This window comes from Rhizobium sp. 62_C5_N11_2, assembly GCF_051811185.1.
Taxonomy (GTDB): domain Bacteria; phylum Pseudomonadota; class Alphaproteobacteria; order Rhizobiales; family Rhizobiaceae; genus Rhizobium; species Rhizobium leguminosarum.
The window spans coordinates 570,214-585,759 of record NZ_JBPWPW010000001.1 but is presented as its reverse complement, the minus strand read 5'-3'; the positions used below and the strand labels follow the sequence as shown (position 1 = coordinate 585,759).

Genomic DNA, 15,546 nt, shown 5'->3' with positions numbered 1-15,546 from the left:
CTGACACGATGAACCGTATCCCCTTCCCCGACATGAAGCGCCCGCTGATCGCCATCCTTCGCGGCATCCGGCCTGACGAGACCGAAAGCGTCGTCGGTGCTCTGATCGAAAATGGCCTGACGGCGATCGAGATCCCGCTCAACTCGCCGGAGCCGTTCAAATCCATCGAGATCGCCGCGAAGATGGCACCGGCCGACGTGCTGATCGGCGCCGGCACGGTGCTAACCGTCGAGGCGGTCGACAGCCTGCATGCGGCCGGCGGCAAGCTGCTCGTCACCCCGAATGTCGAGCCCGAGGTGATCATCCGGGCGCGCGACTACGGCATGGTGACGATGCCGGGCGTCTTTACGCCGACCGAGGCGCTGGCAGCAGCGCGCGCCGGGGCCACCGGTCTCAAATTCTTTCCGGCCAGCGTGCTCGGCCCTTCCGGCATCACGGCGATCCGGGCAATCCTGCCGCCGGAGCTGATGATTGCCGCCGTCGGTGGTGTGTCGGATAAGAATTTCGGCGATTATACCAAGGCCGGCATCTTCGCCTTCGGCCTCGGCACCAGCATCTACAAGCCAGGAATGACCGCATCAGAGGTTGCCGAGCGCGCCAAGGCGACCATTTACGCCTATGATGCAGCCATTGGGAGCGTGAACGTATGACCGATATTTATGAGTTCGAGGGCAAGACACTTTGCAATACCAATTCCGTTCTCGGTGAAGGCCCGACCTATGATCCGGACAGCAATACCGTCTGGTGGTTCAACATCCTCGGCAAGGAACTGCACGAGCTCAATCTTTCGACGGGCGCGAAAAAGGTGCATCCGCTGCCTGTCATGGCGAGCGTGCTTGCCCGCATCGACGCCGGGCGGCAGCTGATCGCGACGGAAGAAGGGCTTTTCGTGCGCGACGTCGCAAGCGGCAACCTCACCTTCTACGCCGCGCTCGAAAACGACAGGCCGGAAAACCGTTCGAACGACGGCCGCACGCATCCTTCCGGTGCACTCTGGATCGGCACGATGAGCAAGCGGGCGGAAAACCAGGCCGGCGCCATTTATCACGTCGCTAGCGGCAAGGTGACGAAGATCTTCAACGGCATCAGCATCCCGAATTCAATCTGCTTCTCGCCTGACGGCACGATCGGTTATTATACGGATTCCCGCATCAATCGGCTGATGCGCGTCATGGTCGATCCATTGACCGGCCTGCCTTCGGGCGAGCCGATCGTGCTTGTCGACAGCATGGACGACCCCGGCGACATCGACGGCTCGGTGGTCGATGCCGACGGCTATTTGTGGAATGCGCGCTGGGGCGCCGGCGTCGTCGACCGCTACAGTCCGGACGGCCTGCGCATCTCGCGCTACAAGGTTCCTGCCGTCCAACCATCCTGCCCTGCCTTCATCGGCGTCAATGCCGACCGCCTGGCGGTAACGACCGCCTGGGAAGGGCTGGATGAGGATGCCCGTTCGGCGCAGCCCAGTGCCGGCGCGCTGTTGGAACTCGGCATCGAGGTCAAAGGCGTGTTCGATCCCGTCTACGTGATCTGATCACGGGGTGATCAGAGGCCATCAGAGGCGCTCCCGACCGGGGCGCCTTTTCTCGTTTTAGCGGCGGTTCTTCGATAAATGTTCCGTGAAAATCGAGAAATTTTCCGTGTTTTCAACCGGAACCAATCGCTCCACCAGTCATTTTCCCTTCGAACCGGCGCGGCAACGAGACCTGAGAAACAGGTGTTGCCGCGCCAGCGAACACTCTAGGGAAAAACAAAGGTAGGTTCGAAATGACACGCAAACTTCTGACGACCGTTGCCGCTGGCGCACTGTTTGCCACGGCTTTCGTACCGGCGGCATTCTCGCAGACAGCCCCGCAGCCTGCGGATCCCGCTGCTCCGACCCAGGCGGCCCCCGCCGATCCGGCAGCACCGAAGCCGATGACGCCTGACGTCACCAAGCCCGCAGGCGATGCCGCACAGGCTCCGGCCGCAGCACCGACGGCAGATACGGCTCAGGCCGGCTATCTGACGGAACAGTCTCCGGACCAGGTCAGCGCCAACACCTATATCGGCCAGTCGGTCTATAACGGCAACAATGAAAGCATCGGCAGCGTCAACGACCTGATCCTGAAGAAGGACGGCGGGTTTGTTGCTGCAATCGTTGGTGTCGGCGGCTTCCTCGGCATTGGCGAAAAGAACGTCGCCGTGCCGATGGAAAAGATTACCGTCGCGCAGAACACCCAGGACGGCAGCGTCAAGCTGACGACCAGCGAAACGTCTGAATCGCTGAAGGCCGCACCTGAGTTCAAGACGCTGGCAATGCTGGCGGCCGAAAAGGCTCCGGCTGCGACCGGTACCGACACCACGGCAACCGGCTCGACCACGCCTAAGTAATCCGTGCGCGGTAGTATAGCGTAGGCGATGGCGCTCCCAGGGGCGCCATCGTTTTACGCGCTGACACGCTCCATCACGGTCGGATCATAATAATTCTCGTGCAGGAAGCGCAGCGTCGCGATACCGTCCGCCGGACGGCCGAAATGATAGCCCTGGCCCATGCCGCAGCCGAGCGTGCGCAACTTCACCGCCTCGGCATAATCCTCGATACCTTCCGCCACAACTTCCAGCTCCAGGCCCTCGCACATGGTAAGGATCGCTTTGATGATGTGTTCGGAGGCGCGATCGGAATTGATGCGCGAGACGAAGGCACGGTCGATCTTGATCTTGTCGAAGATGAAGTCGCGCAGGCGCCCGAGGCTCGACTGACCGGTGCCGAAATCGTCCAGCGAGATGCGCACACCGGCGGCACGCAGATCAGCGATGATGCGATGAGCTGTATCGGCCGAACTCATCACCGCGGTCTCGGTGATCTCCAGCTCCAGGCGATGCGGATCGAAGCCGACGCGCCCAAGGATCGACAGGACGCTGCTGCTCGTGCCCGGATCCATCATTTGGGCCGAGGAAAGATTGAACGACAGAAAGAGTTCGCGCGGCCAGGAAAGTGCTGCTTCGGCAGCTTTACGCAGCAACGCCTCCGACAGCGCGTCGATGAAGCCGCGCTCTTCGGCGAGCGGCACGAAGACGCCGGGCGACACGAAGCCGAGATCGGGATCGTTCCAGCGGGCAAGCGCCTCGAAGCCGACGACCTGATTGTTGGACAGCGAGACGATCGGCTGGAAATGCACGTCGATCGCATCCGAGATGATGGCGTTTCTGAGCGCCTGCTCCAGCTGCGTGGCGCGCTTCATTTCCTGCGCGATCTCGCGCGAATAGACGGTGATCTGGCCGCGACCGCGGCGCTTGGAACGGTAAAGGGCGGTCTCGGCGCTCTTCAGCAGTTCCTCGCAATCCTCTCCGGCGAACGGATAGATGGAGAAGCCGAGGGAAGCGGAGAGACGGACGTTGCGGTCGCCGAGGTCATAAGGGGCCGATAGCACCTCGCGGATCATCTGGCCGAATTTCTCGGCGCTCGCCCGCTCGAAGATCAACGGCAGCACGAAGGCAAATTCGTCGCCGTCATGGCGGGTCACAAGCGCACCATCAGGAATACAGGCCCTGAGACGATGGGCGACCTGGCAGAGGATTTCATCGCCGGCTGTCGAGCCGAACAGATCGTTGATCGGCTTGAAACTGTCGAGGTTGACGATGCCGATGGTGAAGGGGGCCGGATCGCTGGCGCGCTCGGAAGAGATCTGCAGGACCTTCTCCCGCATGCGATTGCGGTTTCCCAATCCGGTCAGCGGATCGGTATAGGCCATCGCCTGAAGCTCATTCTGACCCACGGTCAAGAAAGCTATTTCCGCCGATTTCATCATGCAAACCCGAGCTTCCCCCGCAGCCATGCAAAAGAATGACCGGCATGTCTTAACAATTCGATAGGAAATCAGCGGCCTCTGCCGCCTGAAACGCCCAAATTCTAGGGAGTTGACGGGTATCGCCTTCTAGTTTCGCGCCCGCATAGGTTCGTCCATCAGGTACTTCTGAAACACCGTCTCAAGCATATCGGGGCTGACGGGTTTCATGATGACGTCGTCCATGCCTGATTTGACGCATTCGGCGCGGTCGCGCTCGAAGGCCTGGGTGAGCACGCCGATGATCGGAGTGCGGGTGCCGCCGCCGGTTTCCTCCATCTGCCGGATGAGGCGCGCGGCCTCGAAGCCGTTAAAACCGGGCAGGGAAATATCCATCAGCACGATCTGTGGCCGGTGCTCGGCCCAGAGGCGCACGGCCTCGTCGCCGGTCGCTGCCAGCATATGGCGGTAGCCGAGGCCTTCGAGGATCTGCGAGAAGACGATCTGGTTGATGTCGTTGTCTTCGGCCACGAGAACCTGCAGGCCGACCACATCGTCGGAAATGCTGATTTCCCAATCGGTATCCGAACCGGCAGCACTGCGGCTGTTGCGATTGAAATGGCGGGCGATCTGGAATGTGAGCTCGTTGGCGATCTGGAAACCGTCCATGACGAGCGCCGGGATGCCGCATTGCTCGGCGAGCTCGAGGCAGCGCATGCCCATCTGGTTGTCGATGATCAAGAGATCGAGCGAGATGCCGGAGGAGGTGGCGATCTCCAGGAACCGCTCCTCTTCGTCCTCGCCGCGGACCGAGCAGGATTCGAAGCCGTATTTCGTCAGCGTCCGCAACGCGGCGGTCTCGGCTGCGAGGTCGGCAGTGACGACGAGGACCTTGCGGCCGGAGAAATTCTCCGGAACGATCGCTTCCATCGCCGCCGGTTCGCGCCGCTCGACGCCGGTTGGTACCGGCACATAGGCCCGGCGGTAGCTTTGATTGCTGGAGGCGGTGATCGCGGACGCTTGGCCGAACTCGTCGAGATCGGCGCCGTCGCGCGGCAGGTCCTGCATGGTCGATACCAGGAAATAGCGGCCGGGTTTGCCGATGCGGTGCTTGCGGCTGACGATGTCGCGCTCGATGCCGTCGCGGGAGATCTGACGCTGGCGAGAGACGGACATCTCGCCGGTCTCCAGTACGTGGCGGTCGCTCTCCTCGAAACGCTTGGCGATCTCCTCTGAAAAAAGATCACCACTCTTGCGCCCGAGCACCTCGTCGGCGCTCGTTTGATATTTCTCGCAGAAGGCGAGATTGACCGCGACATAGGTGAGGTTGCGGTCCTTGACGAAAAGCGGAAACGGCAGATTGTCGAGAATGTCCTCGGTCAGCTGCACGCGCTCCAGATCGGAGCGCCATTGCTCTTCGCGCTTCTTGTTTTCGGAAATGTCGGAGATGATGGTGACGCCGTAACCACCCGGCAGCCTGCGCTTGACGAAGCGGACCCAGCTATCGGCGCCGTGGCGCTCGACGGCGTCGAAGCGCTCACGCCAATGCGAGGCGATTTTCTGCGACAGCCAGTCCTCGCGGCTCAGCGAGCCGCCCTGCCTGACATCATATTGCTGGCGAATGCCGGTGTCGTACATCGCACCGAGGAAATCGCGAAGCCGCGTGCCCGGCTTCAGCATTTCGGCGGGCAGCGGAAAGAATTCGAGGGTCTGGCGGCTTGCGAAGATCAGGTGATCGTTCTTGTCGTAGATGATGAAAGCTGCGGAAAGGCTGTCGCACACCACATCGAAAAGCGCCGTCTGCAGATCGGCCTCGGCGGGAGACCCATCGATTTCTGATGATGTGTCCGCCTTTTCGAAGCCGGCACTCATTCCATTGCGTCCCACATCTGTTCGATTTCACAGCTTCCGGAAGTATGTGATTAGAAATGCCATTTTTATGTTAAAACCGGCTTAACACTAGCCACCCCCAAATTCGGAGACGGCGGTGATCACGCTTTGGGAAAGCGCATCGAAAGCCCTTCCCTCCGGCCCGCGAATCCCTGAAAATAGCCCATGGCCATCAGACAGCTTTCCGAAACTCTCATCAACCAGATCGCCGCCGGCGAAGTCATCGAACGGCCGGCGAGCGCTGCCAAGGAACTGATCGAAAACGCGCTCGACGCGGGCGCGACGCGCATCGAAATCGCCACGGCTGGCGGCGGCAAGGCGCTGCTGCGCGTCAGCGACAACGGGTCGGGCATGGACGCGGCCGATCTGGAACTGGCGGTCAGGCGCCACTGCACCTCGAAGATATCGGAGACGCTCGAAGATATCCGTACGCTCGGCTTCCGCGGCGAGGCGCTGCCCTCGATCGGCTCGGTCGCGAGGCTCAGCATCGCAAGCCGCAAGCGCGACAGCACCGGCGGCCACGAGATCGCCGTGATCGGCGGCAAAATCGCGCATATGCGGCCGGCTGCCGCCAATCCCGGGACGATCGTCGAAGTGCGCGACCTGTTCTTTGCCACACCGGCCCGGCTCAAATTCCTGAAGACGGAGAAGGCCGAGGCCGGCGCCATTACCGAGATCGTCAAGCGCATGGCGATCGCCTTTCCGGCGGTGCGCTTCGTGCTGTCGGGTTCGGACCGTACGACGCTGGAATTCCCGGCGACCGCCGACGATCATCTGGCGCGCATGGCGCAGGTGCTCGGCAAGGAATTCCGGGACAATGCGATTGCGCTCGACGCCGTGCGCGAAGAGATCTCGCTGACCGGCTTTGCCGGCGTGCCGACCTTCAACCGTGGCAACTCCGCTCATCAATATGCCTTCGTCAACGGCCGGCCGGTGCAGGACAAGCTGATCCTCTCGGCGATCCGCGGCGCCTATGCCGAGACGATCCCATCCGGACGCTATCCGGTGGCGGTGCTGTCGATCACGCTCGATCCCGCTCTCGTCGACGTCAATGTGCATCCGGCAAAATCCGACGTGCGGTTCCGCGATCCTGGCCTGGTGCGCGGTCTGATCGTCGGCGCCATCCGCGAGGCCTTGGCGCGCGACGGCAGCCGAGCGGCAACGACCGGTGCGAGCGACATGCTGCGTTCCTTCCGCCCCGGCTTCCAGCCGAATAGCCAGCGGCCGCAGGGCGGATGGTCGGCCGAGACATCGCCCTCCCGGCCCTTTCAGCCGACAACGGGTTTCGGCGAGCGACCACAGGCGTCCTTCGACGGACTTTCGATGCCGACGGCGCGGGCCGAGCCACAGTTTTCGCCGCCGTCAGCCCCCGAACCAAACGCACGGTATCCGCTCGGCGCGGCGCGGGCGCAGATCCACGCCAACTATATCGTCGCCCAGACCGAGGACGGGCTCGTCATCGTCGACCAGCATGCCGCGCATGAGCGGCTGGTCTTCGAAGCAATGCGCAAGGCGCTGCACTCCAAGCGGCTGGCCTCTCAGGTGCTGCTCATCCCCGAAATCATCGACATTCCGGAAGAGGATTGCGACCGGTTGATGCAGCATGCGGCCGAGCTTTCCGAACTCGGCCTTGCGATCGAGCGTTTCGGCCCAGGCGCTATTGCCGTGCGCGAGACGCCGGCAATGCTCGGCGAGGTCGATGCGCATGGGCTGATCCGCCAGCTTGCCGACGAGATTGCCGAATGGGACACGGCGTCGGGCCTATCGGCCAAGCTCGAATATGTGGCGGCGACCATGGCCTGCCACGGCTCGGTGCGCTCCGGACGGCGGCTGCGACCGGAGGAAATGAACGCGCTGCTGCGGGAAATGGAAGTGACGCCCGGCTCCGGCCAGTGCAATCACGGCCGGCCGACCTATATCGAATTGAAGCTCAGCGATATCGAGCGGCTTTTCGGCAGAAGCTAAAAAAGCTGGAAAAGCAACCCTTTCGGGAGTATGGCAGACTAAAGCGTGTCGCGATCTTTCAGATTCGCTTGCCACGCTTTAGGTCTTTGGTGTTCCGCATGTCGTGATCGCAAAACCGCGGCACACTTTTGCGCAACATGCTTTAATGACAGACTGCAGGGAACGGAGCGCATGAATTTGTTCGAAGGACACGGAAACCGCGAAGCGAAGATCCGGTATCTCGATGGCGATTTCCAGATTCTCTCGCCCGGCTCCTATGTCGTCTGCGCGATGACGGGAAAACAGATCCCGCTCGATGAATTGCGCTACTGGAGTGTTGCCCGGCAGGAGCCCTATGCCGACGTGATCTCGGCGATCGAGGCCGACAAACGCGCCGGCGTGCTGCCGAACCAGCGGCGCTAAAGCGTCGCGCGCCTCACCATCGATAACGATCAGCCAAGGCTTTGCTGAAGGCGTGCTGGCCATCCCGATAAAAGATTGAAATCTGGGCACAACGAGCGGTCACCCGCCGGCCCGCCCAGCGAAGGACGGACCGTTTGCGTGATCCGATCCCCACAGGGGCGACGGTTCACTTGAATTTCGCCATATTCTCCGGCGTCACGAGCGCAGCGCCGGAGTCAATCAAGGACTCAACCTTCTCTCCGCGAATCGATTTTACCAGCGCATCCACACCGAGTTCAGCCATCTTGGTGGGGAACTGCGCAACCGACGCATCCTCGACTCCACTCTTCAGCGCTTCCTCTTCGCCGCAGCAGAAATCGAAACCGACCAGCACAATCTTGTCATTGGCAGTGCCAGCGTTCTTGATTGCGCGCGCCGCGCCAGCAGCGGGCGGGCCGCAAGCGGCATAAATGGCCTTGAGATCCGGGTTCTTCGTGAGCAGATCCTCGGCGACACTGATCCCGAGCTCCTCGGTGCAGTTTGTTGCGCCTTTCCCGACGATCTTGACATCAAGGCCGTTCAGCCCTTCAAGCATACCGTTCACGCGGTCATCAAGCGCCGGCACACCGGGCACGCCCTCGAGAATCCCGAGCGTGTCGCCGGCTTTAAGAACGGTTTTGAGATATTCGCCAGCGATTTTGCCCGCAGCGAAATTATTGGTCGTGGCAAGTGCCGTCCTGCCTTTCCAATCCGGAATGTTGTTATCCATCAGCACGATCTTGACACCGGCCGCCACCGCCTTGTCCAGCGCAGTGGACACGGTGGGATCGACGGGCGTGAGGGCAATGCCCTGCACGCCTCGTGTCACCATGGACTCGATCTGTGCAATCTGGCCCTCGATGTCGGTTGCCGATGTACCTTGCCCGTAGATGATCTCGACGCCGGGATTTCTCTTTGCATAATCTTTGGCTGCGTTCTCCATTGTTGCGAAGAACGGTACAGGGAATTTGGTTATAAAGCCGAGCTTGACCGGCTCCTGCGCCCAGGACGGGACTATAGCGACGGCCAGGAGCGCAAGAGCGCCCAGCAGGGATTGCAGTTTCATGATAGACCTCCCATGTTTCGACCGCCCTCCTCTAGAGCGATCTCGTTGTCCGCTGCCCCAAAGAAGCAGCGATCTCCTTTTAAGCCTCGGCGCCGACAATCATCGCGACAAGGTCCTGCTTGTTCGCTTGCGTTGGCTTCAGTTCACCCACCTTGCGCCCCTGCCGCAGCACAACCGCCCGATCGGCGATTTCGACGACATGCTCCATATTGTGCGTGATGATGATCACGGCATTGCCGTCGGCTTTGAGCTGATGGATAAGGTCAAGAACCTGGCGAGACTCGCGAAGACCGAGGGCGGCGGTTGGTTCGTCAAGGATTACCAGCTTGCGCGCAAAAACAATGGCGCGCGCGACCGCGATCGCCTGTCGCTGTCCCCCAGACATCAGCGCGACCGGCGCATCGAATCTCGGCAGCTTAACCTTCAGGCGATCGATGACGCTCGCTGCTTCCCGCTTCATCAGGCCCGTGTTGAGGATGCGGAGCGGACGCGGCAGCCAGGAGGGGAAAGAGATTTCTCGTCCGCAATAGAAATTCTGTACGGGGGTCAGGTTGTCGAAAAGCGCCAGATCCTGATAGACGGTTTCAATACCGGCGCGGCGGGCGGCGGCCGTTGAATGGAGCGATACGGGCGCACCATCCACGAGGATTTCTCCTTCGTCGAGACTATGAAGCCCACTGATGCATTTGACGAGCGTCGACTTGCCGGCGCCGTTGTCACCCAAGAGAGCGGTTACCTCACCTGCATAGGCATCAAAGCTTACATTTTTCAGGGCATGGATGGCGCCAAAGCGCTTCTGGGCGTTTCGAACCGAAAGTGCCGGTGTGGTGGATGCAGTGTTCATTGCACTCTCGCCGATTGAAGCACACGCGCGCGCGCCTCGAGATGGTTACGAAGCACGTCGGCCTCTACGGCGATGACGATGACGAGCCCAATCGCGATCATTTGAAAGAACACGTCGACCCCTAGAAGGTTAAGGGCGTTGCGGATGACGCCGATCAGCACCGCGCCGATCAGGGCGTGGCCGAGATGGCCTCGTCCGCCAAGGAAGCTGGCGCCACCGATAATCACCGCAGCAATCGTGTCGAGTTCCAAAAGATTGCCGTAGATTGGCGAGGCGGCGGCGGTCCGTCCTGCGAGCAGCACCGCGCCGACACCTGCACAAAAGCCGCAAATAATGTAGGTTGCGAGCAGAACGCCCTTTACCGGGATACCCATGCTTCTGGCGGCATTCGGCGCGCCGCCGACCGCATAGATCCAACGGCCAAAGACAATCGACTTCGTCAGGATCAGAAAAAGAAGCGCGAACATCGCAACGGCAAAGAAGGAATTGGGCACACCAAGCGTCGTACCGCCACCGATCGCGGTCACTGCATCGGGCATCCCGCGCATGGTGGTGTGGCCGGGCGCCAATGCAAGTGCCAGACCGCGGCAGATACTCAAGGTCGCAAGTGTAATGATAAAGGGGTGTGGCAGCCGACCGTAGACAAAGACCAGGCCGTTGACCGCACCAATGGCAGCGCCGGCAAGCAGCATGGCCATAATGACGACGACTGAAGAATCAACCTGCTGATAGACAAGTCCGCCGATGACTGTTGCCAGCGCAAGATTCGAGCCGACAGACAGGTCGATGCCGCGCGTCAGGATAACGAGTTGCTGCCCCATTGCTACAACAGCAATCACTGCAGTCTGCGCCAGGATGTTCCCCAGGTTAACCGGCTTTAGAAAAGCCGGTGTGATCAAACTGACGACGGCGATGAGCATAATCAGGATCAATAGAGGGCCAAGGCTCAATAGCTTCAGTGCGAATGTGATGCCAGATTGTCTCGGCTGGAAGGTTGCATCGTGCGAACCACCAGGCCGGGACGAATTCTGAGGCAGAATCCCGGAGTCTTCCAAATTCCCCTAGCCTCCCCGTTTTTTATACATAAGAAACATATGATACACGTGCGTCAAATTGTTTTTTATGGATATCTAATCATATCACGAGTTGCACTATGAGAACGGATACGACTTTCAAGCGGGCATTCAATGATATGATCGATATCATTCGCACGCTCGATCTTGGGGCGGAATTGCCGTCCGAAAATGCACTGCGCGCCCAGCTTGGCGTGAGCAGAACAACGGTGCGGAAGGTGCTGGCGGGGATGTCCGCACGTGGGATCATCATATCTGAAGCACACAGGCGGATCATACGTGAGCAGCCACGACAGAAAGAGCGCTATCCGAAGAAAGAGACCTTGGCAATTTCGGAACAGGTCGAGACGAGCTTCATGGAATGGATGCTGCGCGGCGATGCCTGTCCGGGCACAGAAATCAACGAGGCGGAACTAGCTCGGAAATTCGGCGTCGCGACAACGATTGTCCGTGAGTTTCTCAATCGATTTCAGAAATATGGGCTGATCGAGAAGCGTCAGAATGCAGGCTGGGTTTTTAAAGGGTTCACAGCCAGTTTCGCACTCGAGCTGTTCGAGATCAGAGAGATGTTCGAAATGCGCTCCGCACGGCTTTTCGCTGCCCTGCCCGACGGGTCGCCCGTCTGGAAACAGATCCAATCTATGCGGGCGGCACATTTGGAACTGCTCGCGGATATCGACGCCCGGTTTCAGGATTTCTCGGAGCTGGACAGCCGGTTCCACCGGCTAATTACCGCAGTCGCGCCAAACCGCTTTATCGAAAGCTTCCAAGACGTGATAGCCATGGTCTTCCACTATCATTATCAGTGGAACAAGCGTGATGAACGCGCCCGGAATGAGGTCGCCATCAAGGAACATCTCGCCCTGATCGAAGCCCTCGAAAGCCGCAATATCGCCTTGATCGATCGCGCATGCCGGTTGCATCTGACTTCCGCCCGCGAAACTTTGCTTCACTCGATCGCGTGATAGCGTTGCATGTGGAGATGTACGCAGGACGAGGCGTTTGCAGCTGCCTGTTAGAGCCGTTCAGCCTTTCTTGGAATCGTTTTAACTCCGGCCTTCATCTCCCGCAGCCTCCGCTCGCGGCAGGCGACGATCGCCCGGTCAATGATTAAGCTGGGGGCGAGGTGATCCTCGAAGACCATGTCGACCTCGATCACCCGGCTCTTTTCGACGAGCCGTGCCGCCTTGCCCTGATGGCCGGAGAGGCGGACGAAATCCTTGGACGTGGTGACGATCAAGAGACCTTGACGCTCGGCAGTCGTCAGGATGTCGTCGATCTCCTCCTCGGTCAGGTGCTCGTGATCGCCGAAGGACTTGGCGACGACGATCTCGGCGCCGCGTGATTCAACGGTGCGGAAAAATTTGGCGGGATCGGCGATGCCTGCGAAGGCGAGTACCTTCGTGCCGGCAAGCGTATTGTCGCCGCGCACTTTCAGCGATGCGGTGAAATAGGGCTTTGCCGCGCGCGCCGCCATCCGGACGATCCTGTCGGCGGCATTGCCGCCGCCGACCTTGAGCAAGGCCGTCGCAGAACGCAGCTGCTGACGGATCGGCGCGCGGACCGGCCCGCCCGGCACGATATGGCCGTTGCCGAGGCCGCGGGTCGCATCGATGACGAGCAGGGCATAGTCGATCGCCAGCCGGGCGCTCTGGAAGCCATCGTCCATGATGATGAGATCGGCACCCTCCGCCACCAGGCGCGCAGCCCCTTCGACGCGCCGGCGGGAAATCACCGTCAGCGCTTCCTGGGCAAGCAGCAACGGCTCGTCGCCGACGGCGCCCGCCCGGTGATGATCAGGGTCGACCACCGTCGTCACATCGAGCGAACCGCCGTAACCCCTGCTGAGAAAGCCGGGTTTCAGCCCCTTCGCCTTGGCGGCGCGGGCGATCGTTAGCGCCGTCGGCGTCTTGCCGGCGCCGCCGACGGTGAAATTGCCAACGCAGATGACGGGAACCGGAACGGAGGCGCGGCGCGCATGGGCCATGCGGTGGCCCGCGATACGGCCATACAGAAAAGAAAGCGGCAGCAGCAGCCAGGCCCGCCAATCGGCTTTCCTCCACCAGAACGGTGGCGCTTCGGATATCATCTTGCCGTCCCGCTCCCCTGCCCGGCTTGTTCTCACGCAATCCCTTGGGAAAGTCGCTGCGCGCTTTTCCCGGCAAAACCGCTGTGCACTTTTGCTGGAATTGCTTTAGCCACAGCCAGCCCCTTGCTTTTCGACCGGCCGGATTGAGAAGCCAAAACCTGAAAAAATGCAAGCCCTTACAGCACTGCGCCTCCGACAGGACGCGTCAAGGACGCTCTATGATTTTGAACCGGCACTTAACCGCGAAAATCGATTCCGAATTTCGGGGTTAAGTGCCGGCGGTCAGGCGAGCTGCAGATCGGGCAGCAGGGTCTCGATGGCGGTGATATCGTCAAGCACGTGATCGGCTGCGGCAGCAAGCGAATCCCGCGAACCGGTGCCGGTCAGCACCGCGATCCGCAGCCCCGTCCCGGCATTCAGACCCATATGCAGATCGTGGTTGTTGTCGCCGACCATGGCGACCTCTTCAGGCGAAAGACCGGTTGCAGCGCAGAAGCCGAGCACCATGCCCGGCTCCGGCTTGACGCCGAAGCCGCTGTCGTAGCCGGCGATGTAATCGACATAGGGGGCAAAACCGAAACGTTCCGCCGTCTGGCGGATCGATCGTTCATTGTCGCTGGAGGCGACACCGAGCTTGAAGCCGCGCCGATGCAGCCGGGCGAAGAAACCGGCAAGATCGGTCACCGGCACGGAAAATTCGGCAGCGCTGGAAAAGAGCTCGTCAAGGCGGACCGTCAGTTCGCCGACATCGACCATCGAGCCCGCGGCAACGAGACCCTCGGCGATCTGGCGGGTATTGCCGGCGGCAAGCAGGCTGTCGGGAACGATATGGCCGGTCACCGGATCCATGCCGCAAGCGGAAAGCAGCCGGTCGGCGAGAAGCTCATCCCCCTGGGCTGCGATGCGGGCAAGCTCGCGGTTGACCGGCAGCCAGCTCTCATCATAGTCGAGCAGCGTGCCGTCCTTGTCGAAGAGAATGCCTTTGATAGGGGACGCTACCGACATCATATCTCCTTAGACCTGGGCCACGGCCTTGGGCAACAGCCGCGCCTTCACCGTCAGCGGATTGATATAGGGTTCCAGCCCCTTCACTGTCGCCGTCAGCGCGCCGCGCATCTCGTGCACGGCAGTGATGCCGGCCTCGATCATGTTGCGGCGGGCGTCGTCATTGATCAGCAGGTAATGCACGCCCTTGGCCAGCATTTCGGTATCGCGCACCATGCGGGCGCTGCCGCTGCGGGCAAGCTTCTGATAGGCATCGCGGAAATTCTGCACATGGCCGCCGGAGAGAATAGCGCAGCCGAGCATGGCAGGCTCCAGCGGGTTCTGGCCGCCTTCGGCAAAGAGCGAGCGGCCGACGAAAGCGATTTCCGTCAGTCTCAAATAGAGGCCCATTTCGCCGATCGTATCGCCAAGGAAGATATCGACATCGGCGGACAAGACATCGTCGCGGGTGCGGCGGGCGACCTTCAGCCCCTGCTTGACCAGGGCCGCTTCGATCTCGTCGCTGCGCTCGGGATGGCGCGGCACGATGATCGTCAATTGATGGTCGCGCTCCCTCAGCGCCCGATGAACGATGGCGGCGGCATTCTCCTCGCCGTCGAAGGTCGAGATCGCCGCCCAGGTCTTGCGCTCGCCGATCTGCTTCTTATAGCGGGCGAGGACAGCGCTGTCATAAGGCGGTGCGTCGGTATCGACCTTCAGATTGCCCGAGGTGAGGACAGGGACAGCGCCGAGATCGCGGAAACGTTCGGCATCGACATCCGACTGGGCGATGACGAGGGCAAGATTCTCGAACAAGGCTTCGGCGATCGCCGGGCGCCGGCGCCAGCGGGCAAAGGAGCGGTCCGACATGCGGGCATTGATCAGGATCTGCGGAATGCGGCGGTGGCCGAGTTCCAACACCGTTGCCGGCCAGATCTCGGATTCGGCGATGATGGCGCAATCGGGCTGCCAATAATCGAGGAAGCGGCTGACGGAGGGCTTCAGGTCGAGCGGCACATATTGATGGATCGCTTCCTGGCCGAGGCGCTCGGCGGCGAGCTTGGCGGAGGTGATGGTGCCGGTCGTCAGGATGACATGGATGTCGCGGCGGCGGATTTCGCGGATCAGCGGGATGACGGCGTTGGTTTCACCGACGCTTGCGGCATGGAACCAGACGAGCGGGCCTTGCGGCCGGTTGGCGCTCGGATAGCCGAAACGTTCCAGGCGGCGGGCCCGGTCTTCCTTGCCCTTGGCCGTGCGGTAGGTGATGTAGAGGCCGACCACAGGAGAGGCCACGGTTCCCGCCAGACGGTATGCGTTCAGACCGAAGCGCGCCATCCGGGAGCTCATTGCGCCAGCCTCCGATCAAAACCGATCGACATCAAACCCATTCCCTAATTATCGTTGCGGCCGCAATGGCCGATTAATTTGTTCAGAATGCGTCCAAC

14 protein-coding genes are annotated in these 15,546 nt (G+C 61.0%); 6 read left to right on the top strand and 8 right to left on the bottom strand.

Features of this window, described 5'->3' with window-relative positions; genetic code table 11:
- The first annotated feature begins 8 nt into the window (after window positions 1-8).
- The 3 genes from AB8B31_RS02895 to AB8B31_RS02885 all read left to right on the top strand — a co-directional run bounded on the left by AB8B31_RS02895 (window position 9) and on the right by AB8B31_RS02885 (window position 2,373).
- On the top strand, window positions 9-650 hold the full coding sequence (locus AB8B31_RS02895; RefSeq protein ID WP_018244997.1) for a 2-dehydro-3-deoxy-6-phosphogalactonate aldolase: 642 nt from the start codon (window positions 9-11) through the stop codon (window positions 648-650).
- Window positions 647-1,534, top strand: a complete 888-nt coding sequence (locus AB8B31_RS02890) for an SMP-30/gluconolactonase/LRE family protein (protein WP_018244996.1) — start codon at window positions 647-649, stop codon at window positions 1,532-1,534. The genes AB8B31_RS02895 and AB8B31_RS02890 overlap by 4 nt, the downstream gene beginning before the upstream one ends.
- A gap of 233 nt (window positions 1,535-1,767) precedes the next feature.
- Window positions 1,768-2,373 (top strand): PRC-barrel domain-containing protein, encoded by a 606-nt coding sequence (locus AB8B31_RS02885; protein ID WP_018244995.1) that lies wholly within the window; start codon window positions 1,768-1,770, stop codon window positions 2,371-2,373.
- A gap of 53 nt (window positions 2,374-2,426) precedes the next feature.
- Here the strand turns inward: AB8B31_RS02885 and AB8B31_RS02880 are convergent, their stop codons facing one another.
- Together AB8B31_RS02880 and AB8B31_RS02875 are read right to left on the bottom strand one after the other, a co-directional pair.
- Window positions 2,427-3,791, bottom strand: a complete 1,365-nt coding sequence (locus AB8B31_RS02880) for a putative bifunctional diguanylate cyclase/phosphodiesterase (RefSeq protein ID WP_018244994.1) — start codon at window positions 3,789-3,791, stop codon at window positions 2,427-2,429.
- Window positions 3,792-3,917: 126 nt separating this feature from the next.
- Entirely contained in the window at window positions 3,918-5,639 is a 1,722-nt protein-coding gene (locus tag AB8B31_RS02875) for a response regulator (RefSeq protein WP_018244993.1), read from the bottom strand.
- A gap of 183 nt (window positions 5,640-5,822) precedes the next feature.
- Here AB8B31_RS02875 and mutL point away from each other — a divergent pair, with 183 nt between their 5' ends.
- Together mutL and AB8B31_RS02865 are read left to right on the top strand one after the other, a co-directional pair.
- A complete protein-coding gene (gene mutL, locus AB8B31_RS02870; protein ID WP_018244992.1) occupies window positions 5,823-7,622 on the top strand; it encodes a DNA mismatch repair endonuclease MutL in 1,800 nt (599 codons plus the stop codon).
- Between the two features lie 171 nt (window positions 7,623-7,793).
- A complete protein-coding gene (locus AB8B31_RS02865; RefSeq protein ID WP_003588271.1) occupies window positions 7,794-8,024 on the top strand; it encodes a DUF2093 domain-containing protein in 231 nt (76 codons plus the stop codon).
- Window positions 8,025-8,190: 166 nt separating this feature from the next.
- Here AB8B31_RS02865 and AB8B31_RS02860 read toward each other — a convergent pair whose 3' ends face one another.
- The 3 genes from AB8B31_RS02860 to AB8B31_RS02850 form a co-directional block, all read right to left on the bottom strand.
- Complete coding sequence (locus tag AB8B31_RS02860; RefSeq protein ID WP_018244991.1) at window positions 8,191-9,108, bottom strand: sugar ABC transporter substrate-binding protein; 918 nt, start codon at window positions 9,106-9,108, stop codon at window positions 8,191-8,193.
- A 79-nt stretch (window positions 9,109-9,187) separates the two neighbouring features.
- A complete protein-coding gene (locus AB8B31_RS02855) occupies window positions 9,188-9,952 on the bottom strand; it encodes an ATP-binding cassette domain-containing protein (protein ID WP_018244990.1) in 765 nt (254 codons plus the stop codon).
- Window positions 9,949-11,007, bottom strand: a complete 1,059-nt coding sequence (locus AB8B31_RS02850) for an ABC transporter permease (RefSeq protein ID WP_018244989.1) — start codon at window positions 11,005-11,007, stop codon at window positions 9,949-9,951. The genes AB8B31_RS02855 and AB8B31_RS02850 overlap by 4 nt, the downstream gene beginning before the upstream one ends.
- Before the next feature lie 98 nt (window positions 11,008-11,105).
- On the opposite strand from AB8B31_RS02850, the gene AB8B31_RS02845 reads away from it, so the two are divergent.
- Window positions 11,106-11,990 (top strand): GntR family transcriptional regulator, encoded by an 885-nt coding sequence (locus AB8B31_RS02845; protein ID WP_018244988.1) that lies wholly within the window; start codon window positions 11,106-11,108, stop codon window positions 11,988-11,990.
- 50 nt (window positions 11,991-12,040) lie between these two features.
- Here AB8B31_RS02845 and lpxK read toward each other — a convergent pair whose 3' ends face one another.
- The 3 genes from lpxK to waaA all read right to left on the bottom strand — a co-directional run bounded on the left by lpxK (window position 12,041) and on the right by waaA (window position 15,448).
- A complete protein-coding gene (gene lpxK, locus AB8B31_RS02840; RefSeq protein WP_018244987.1) occupies window positions 12,041-13,114 on the bottom strand; it encodes a tetraacyldisaccharide 4'-kinase in 1,074 nt (357 codons plus the stop codon).
- Between the two features lie 282 nt (window positions 13,115-13,396).
- A complete protein-coding gene (locus AB8B31_RS02835) occupies window positions 13,397-14,119 on the bottom strand; it encodes an HAD family hydrolase (RefSeq protein WP_018244986.1) in 723 nt (240 codons plus the stop codon).
- 9 nt (window positions 14,120-14,128) lie between these two features.
- Window positions 14,129-15,448 carry a lipid IV(A) 3-deoxy-D-manno-octulosonic acid transferase gene (waaA, locus tag AB8B31_RS02830; protein WP_018244985.1) on the bottom strand — a complete coding sequence of 440 codons (1,320 nt, stop codon included), beginning with the start codon at window positions 15,446-15,448 and terminating at the stop codon, window positions 14,129-14,131.
- Window positions 15,449-15,546 lie beyond the last annotated feature (98 nt).

Coding starts and splice junctions, on each gene's coding strand:
- AB8B31_RS02895 (WP_018244997.1), top strand. CDS start 9: ATGAACCGTATCCCCTTCCCCGACATGAAGCGCCCGCTGATCGCCATC.
- AB8B31_RS02890 (WP_018244996.1), top strand. CDS start 647: ATGACCGATATTTATGAGTTCGAGGGCAAGACACTTTGCAATACCAAT.
- AB8B31_RS02885 (WP_018244995.1), top strand. CDS start 1,768: ATGACACGCAAACTTCTGACGACCGTTGCCGCTGGCGCACTGTTTGCC.
- AB8B31_RS02880 (WP_018244994.1), bottom strand. CDS start 3,791: ATGATGAAATCGGCGGAAATAGCTTTCTTGACCGTGGGTCAGAATGAG.
- AB8B31_RS02875 (WP_018244993.1), bottom strand. CDS start 5,639: ATGAGTGCCGGCTTCGAAAAGGCGGACACATCATCAGAAATCGATGGG.
- mutL (WP_018244992.1), top strand. CDS start 5,823: ATGGCCATCAGACAGCTTTCCGAAACTCTCATCAACCAGATCGCCGCC.
- AB8B31_RS02865 (WP_003588271.1), top strand. CDS start 7,794: ATGAATTTGTTCGAAGGACACGGAAACCGCGAAGCGAAGATCCGGTAT.
- AB8B31_RS02860 (WP_018244991.1), bottom strand. CDS start 9,108: ATGAAACTGCAATCCCTGCTGGGCGCTCTTGCGCTCCTGGCCGTCGCT.
- AB8B31_RS02855 (WP_018244990.1), bottom strand. CDS start 9,952: ATGAACACTGCATCCACCACACCGGCACTTTCGGTTCGAAACGCCCAG.
- AB8B31_RS02845 (WP_018244988.1), top strand. CDS start 11,106: ATGAGAACGGATACGACTTTCAAGCGGGCATTCAATGATATGATCGAT.
- lpxK (WP_018244987.1), bottom strand. CDS start 13,114: ATGATATCCGAAGCGCCACCGTTCTGGTGGAGGAAAGCCGATTGGCGG.
- AB8B31_RS02835 (WP_018244986.1), bottom strand. CDS start 14,119: ATGTCGGTAGCGTCCCCTATCAAAGGCATTCTCTTCGACAAGGACGGC.
- waaA (WP_018244985.1), bottom strand. CDS start 15,448: ATGAGCTCCCGGATGGCGCGCTTCGGTCTGAACGCATACCGTCTGGCG.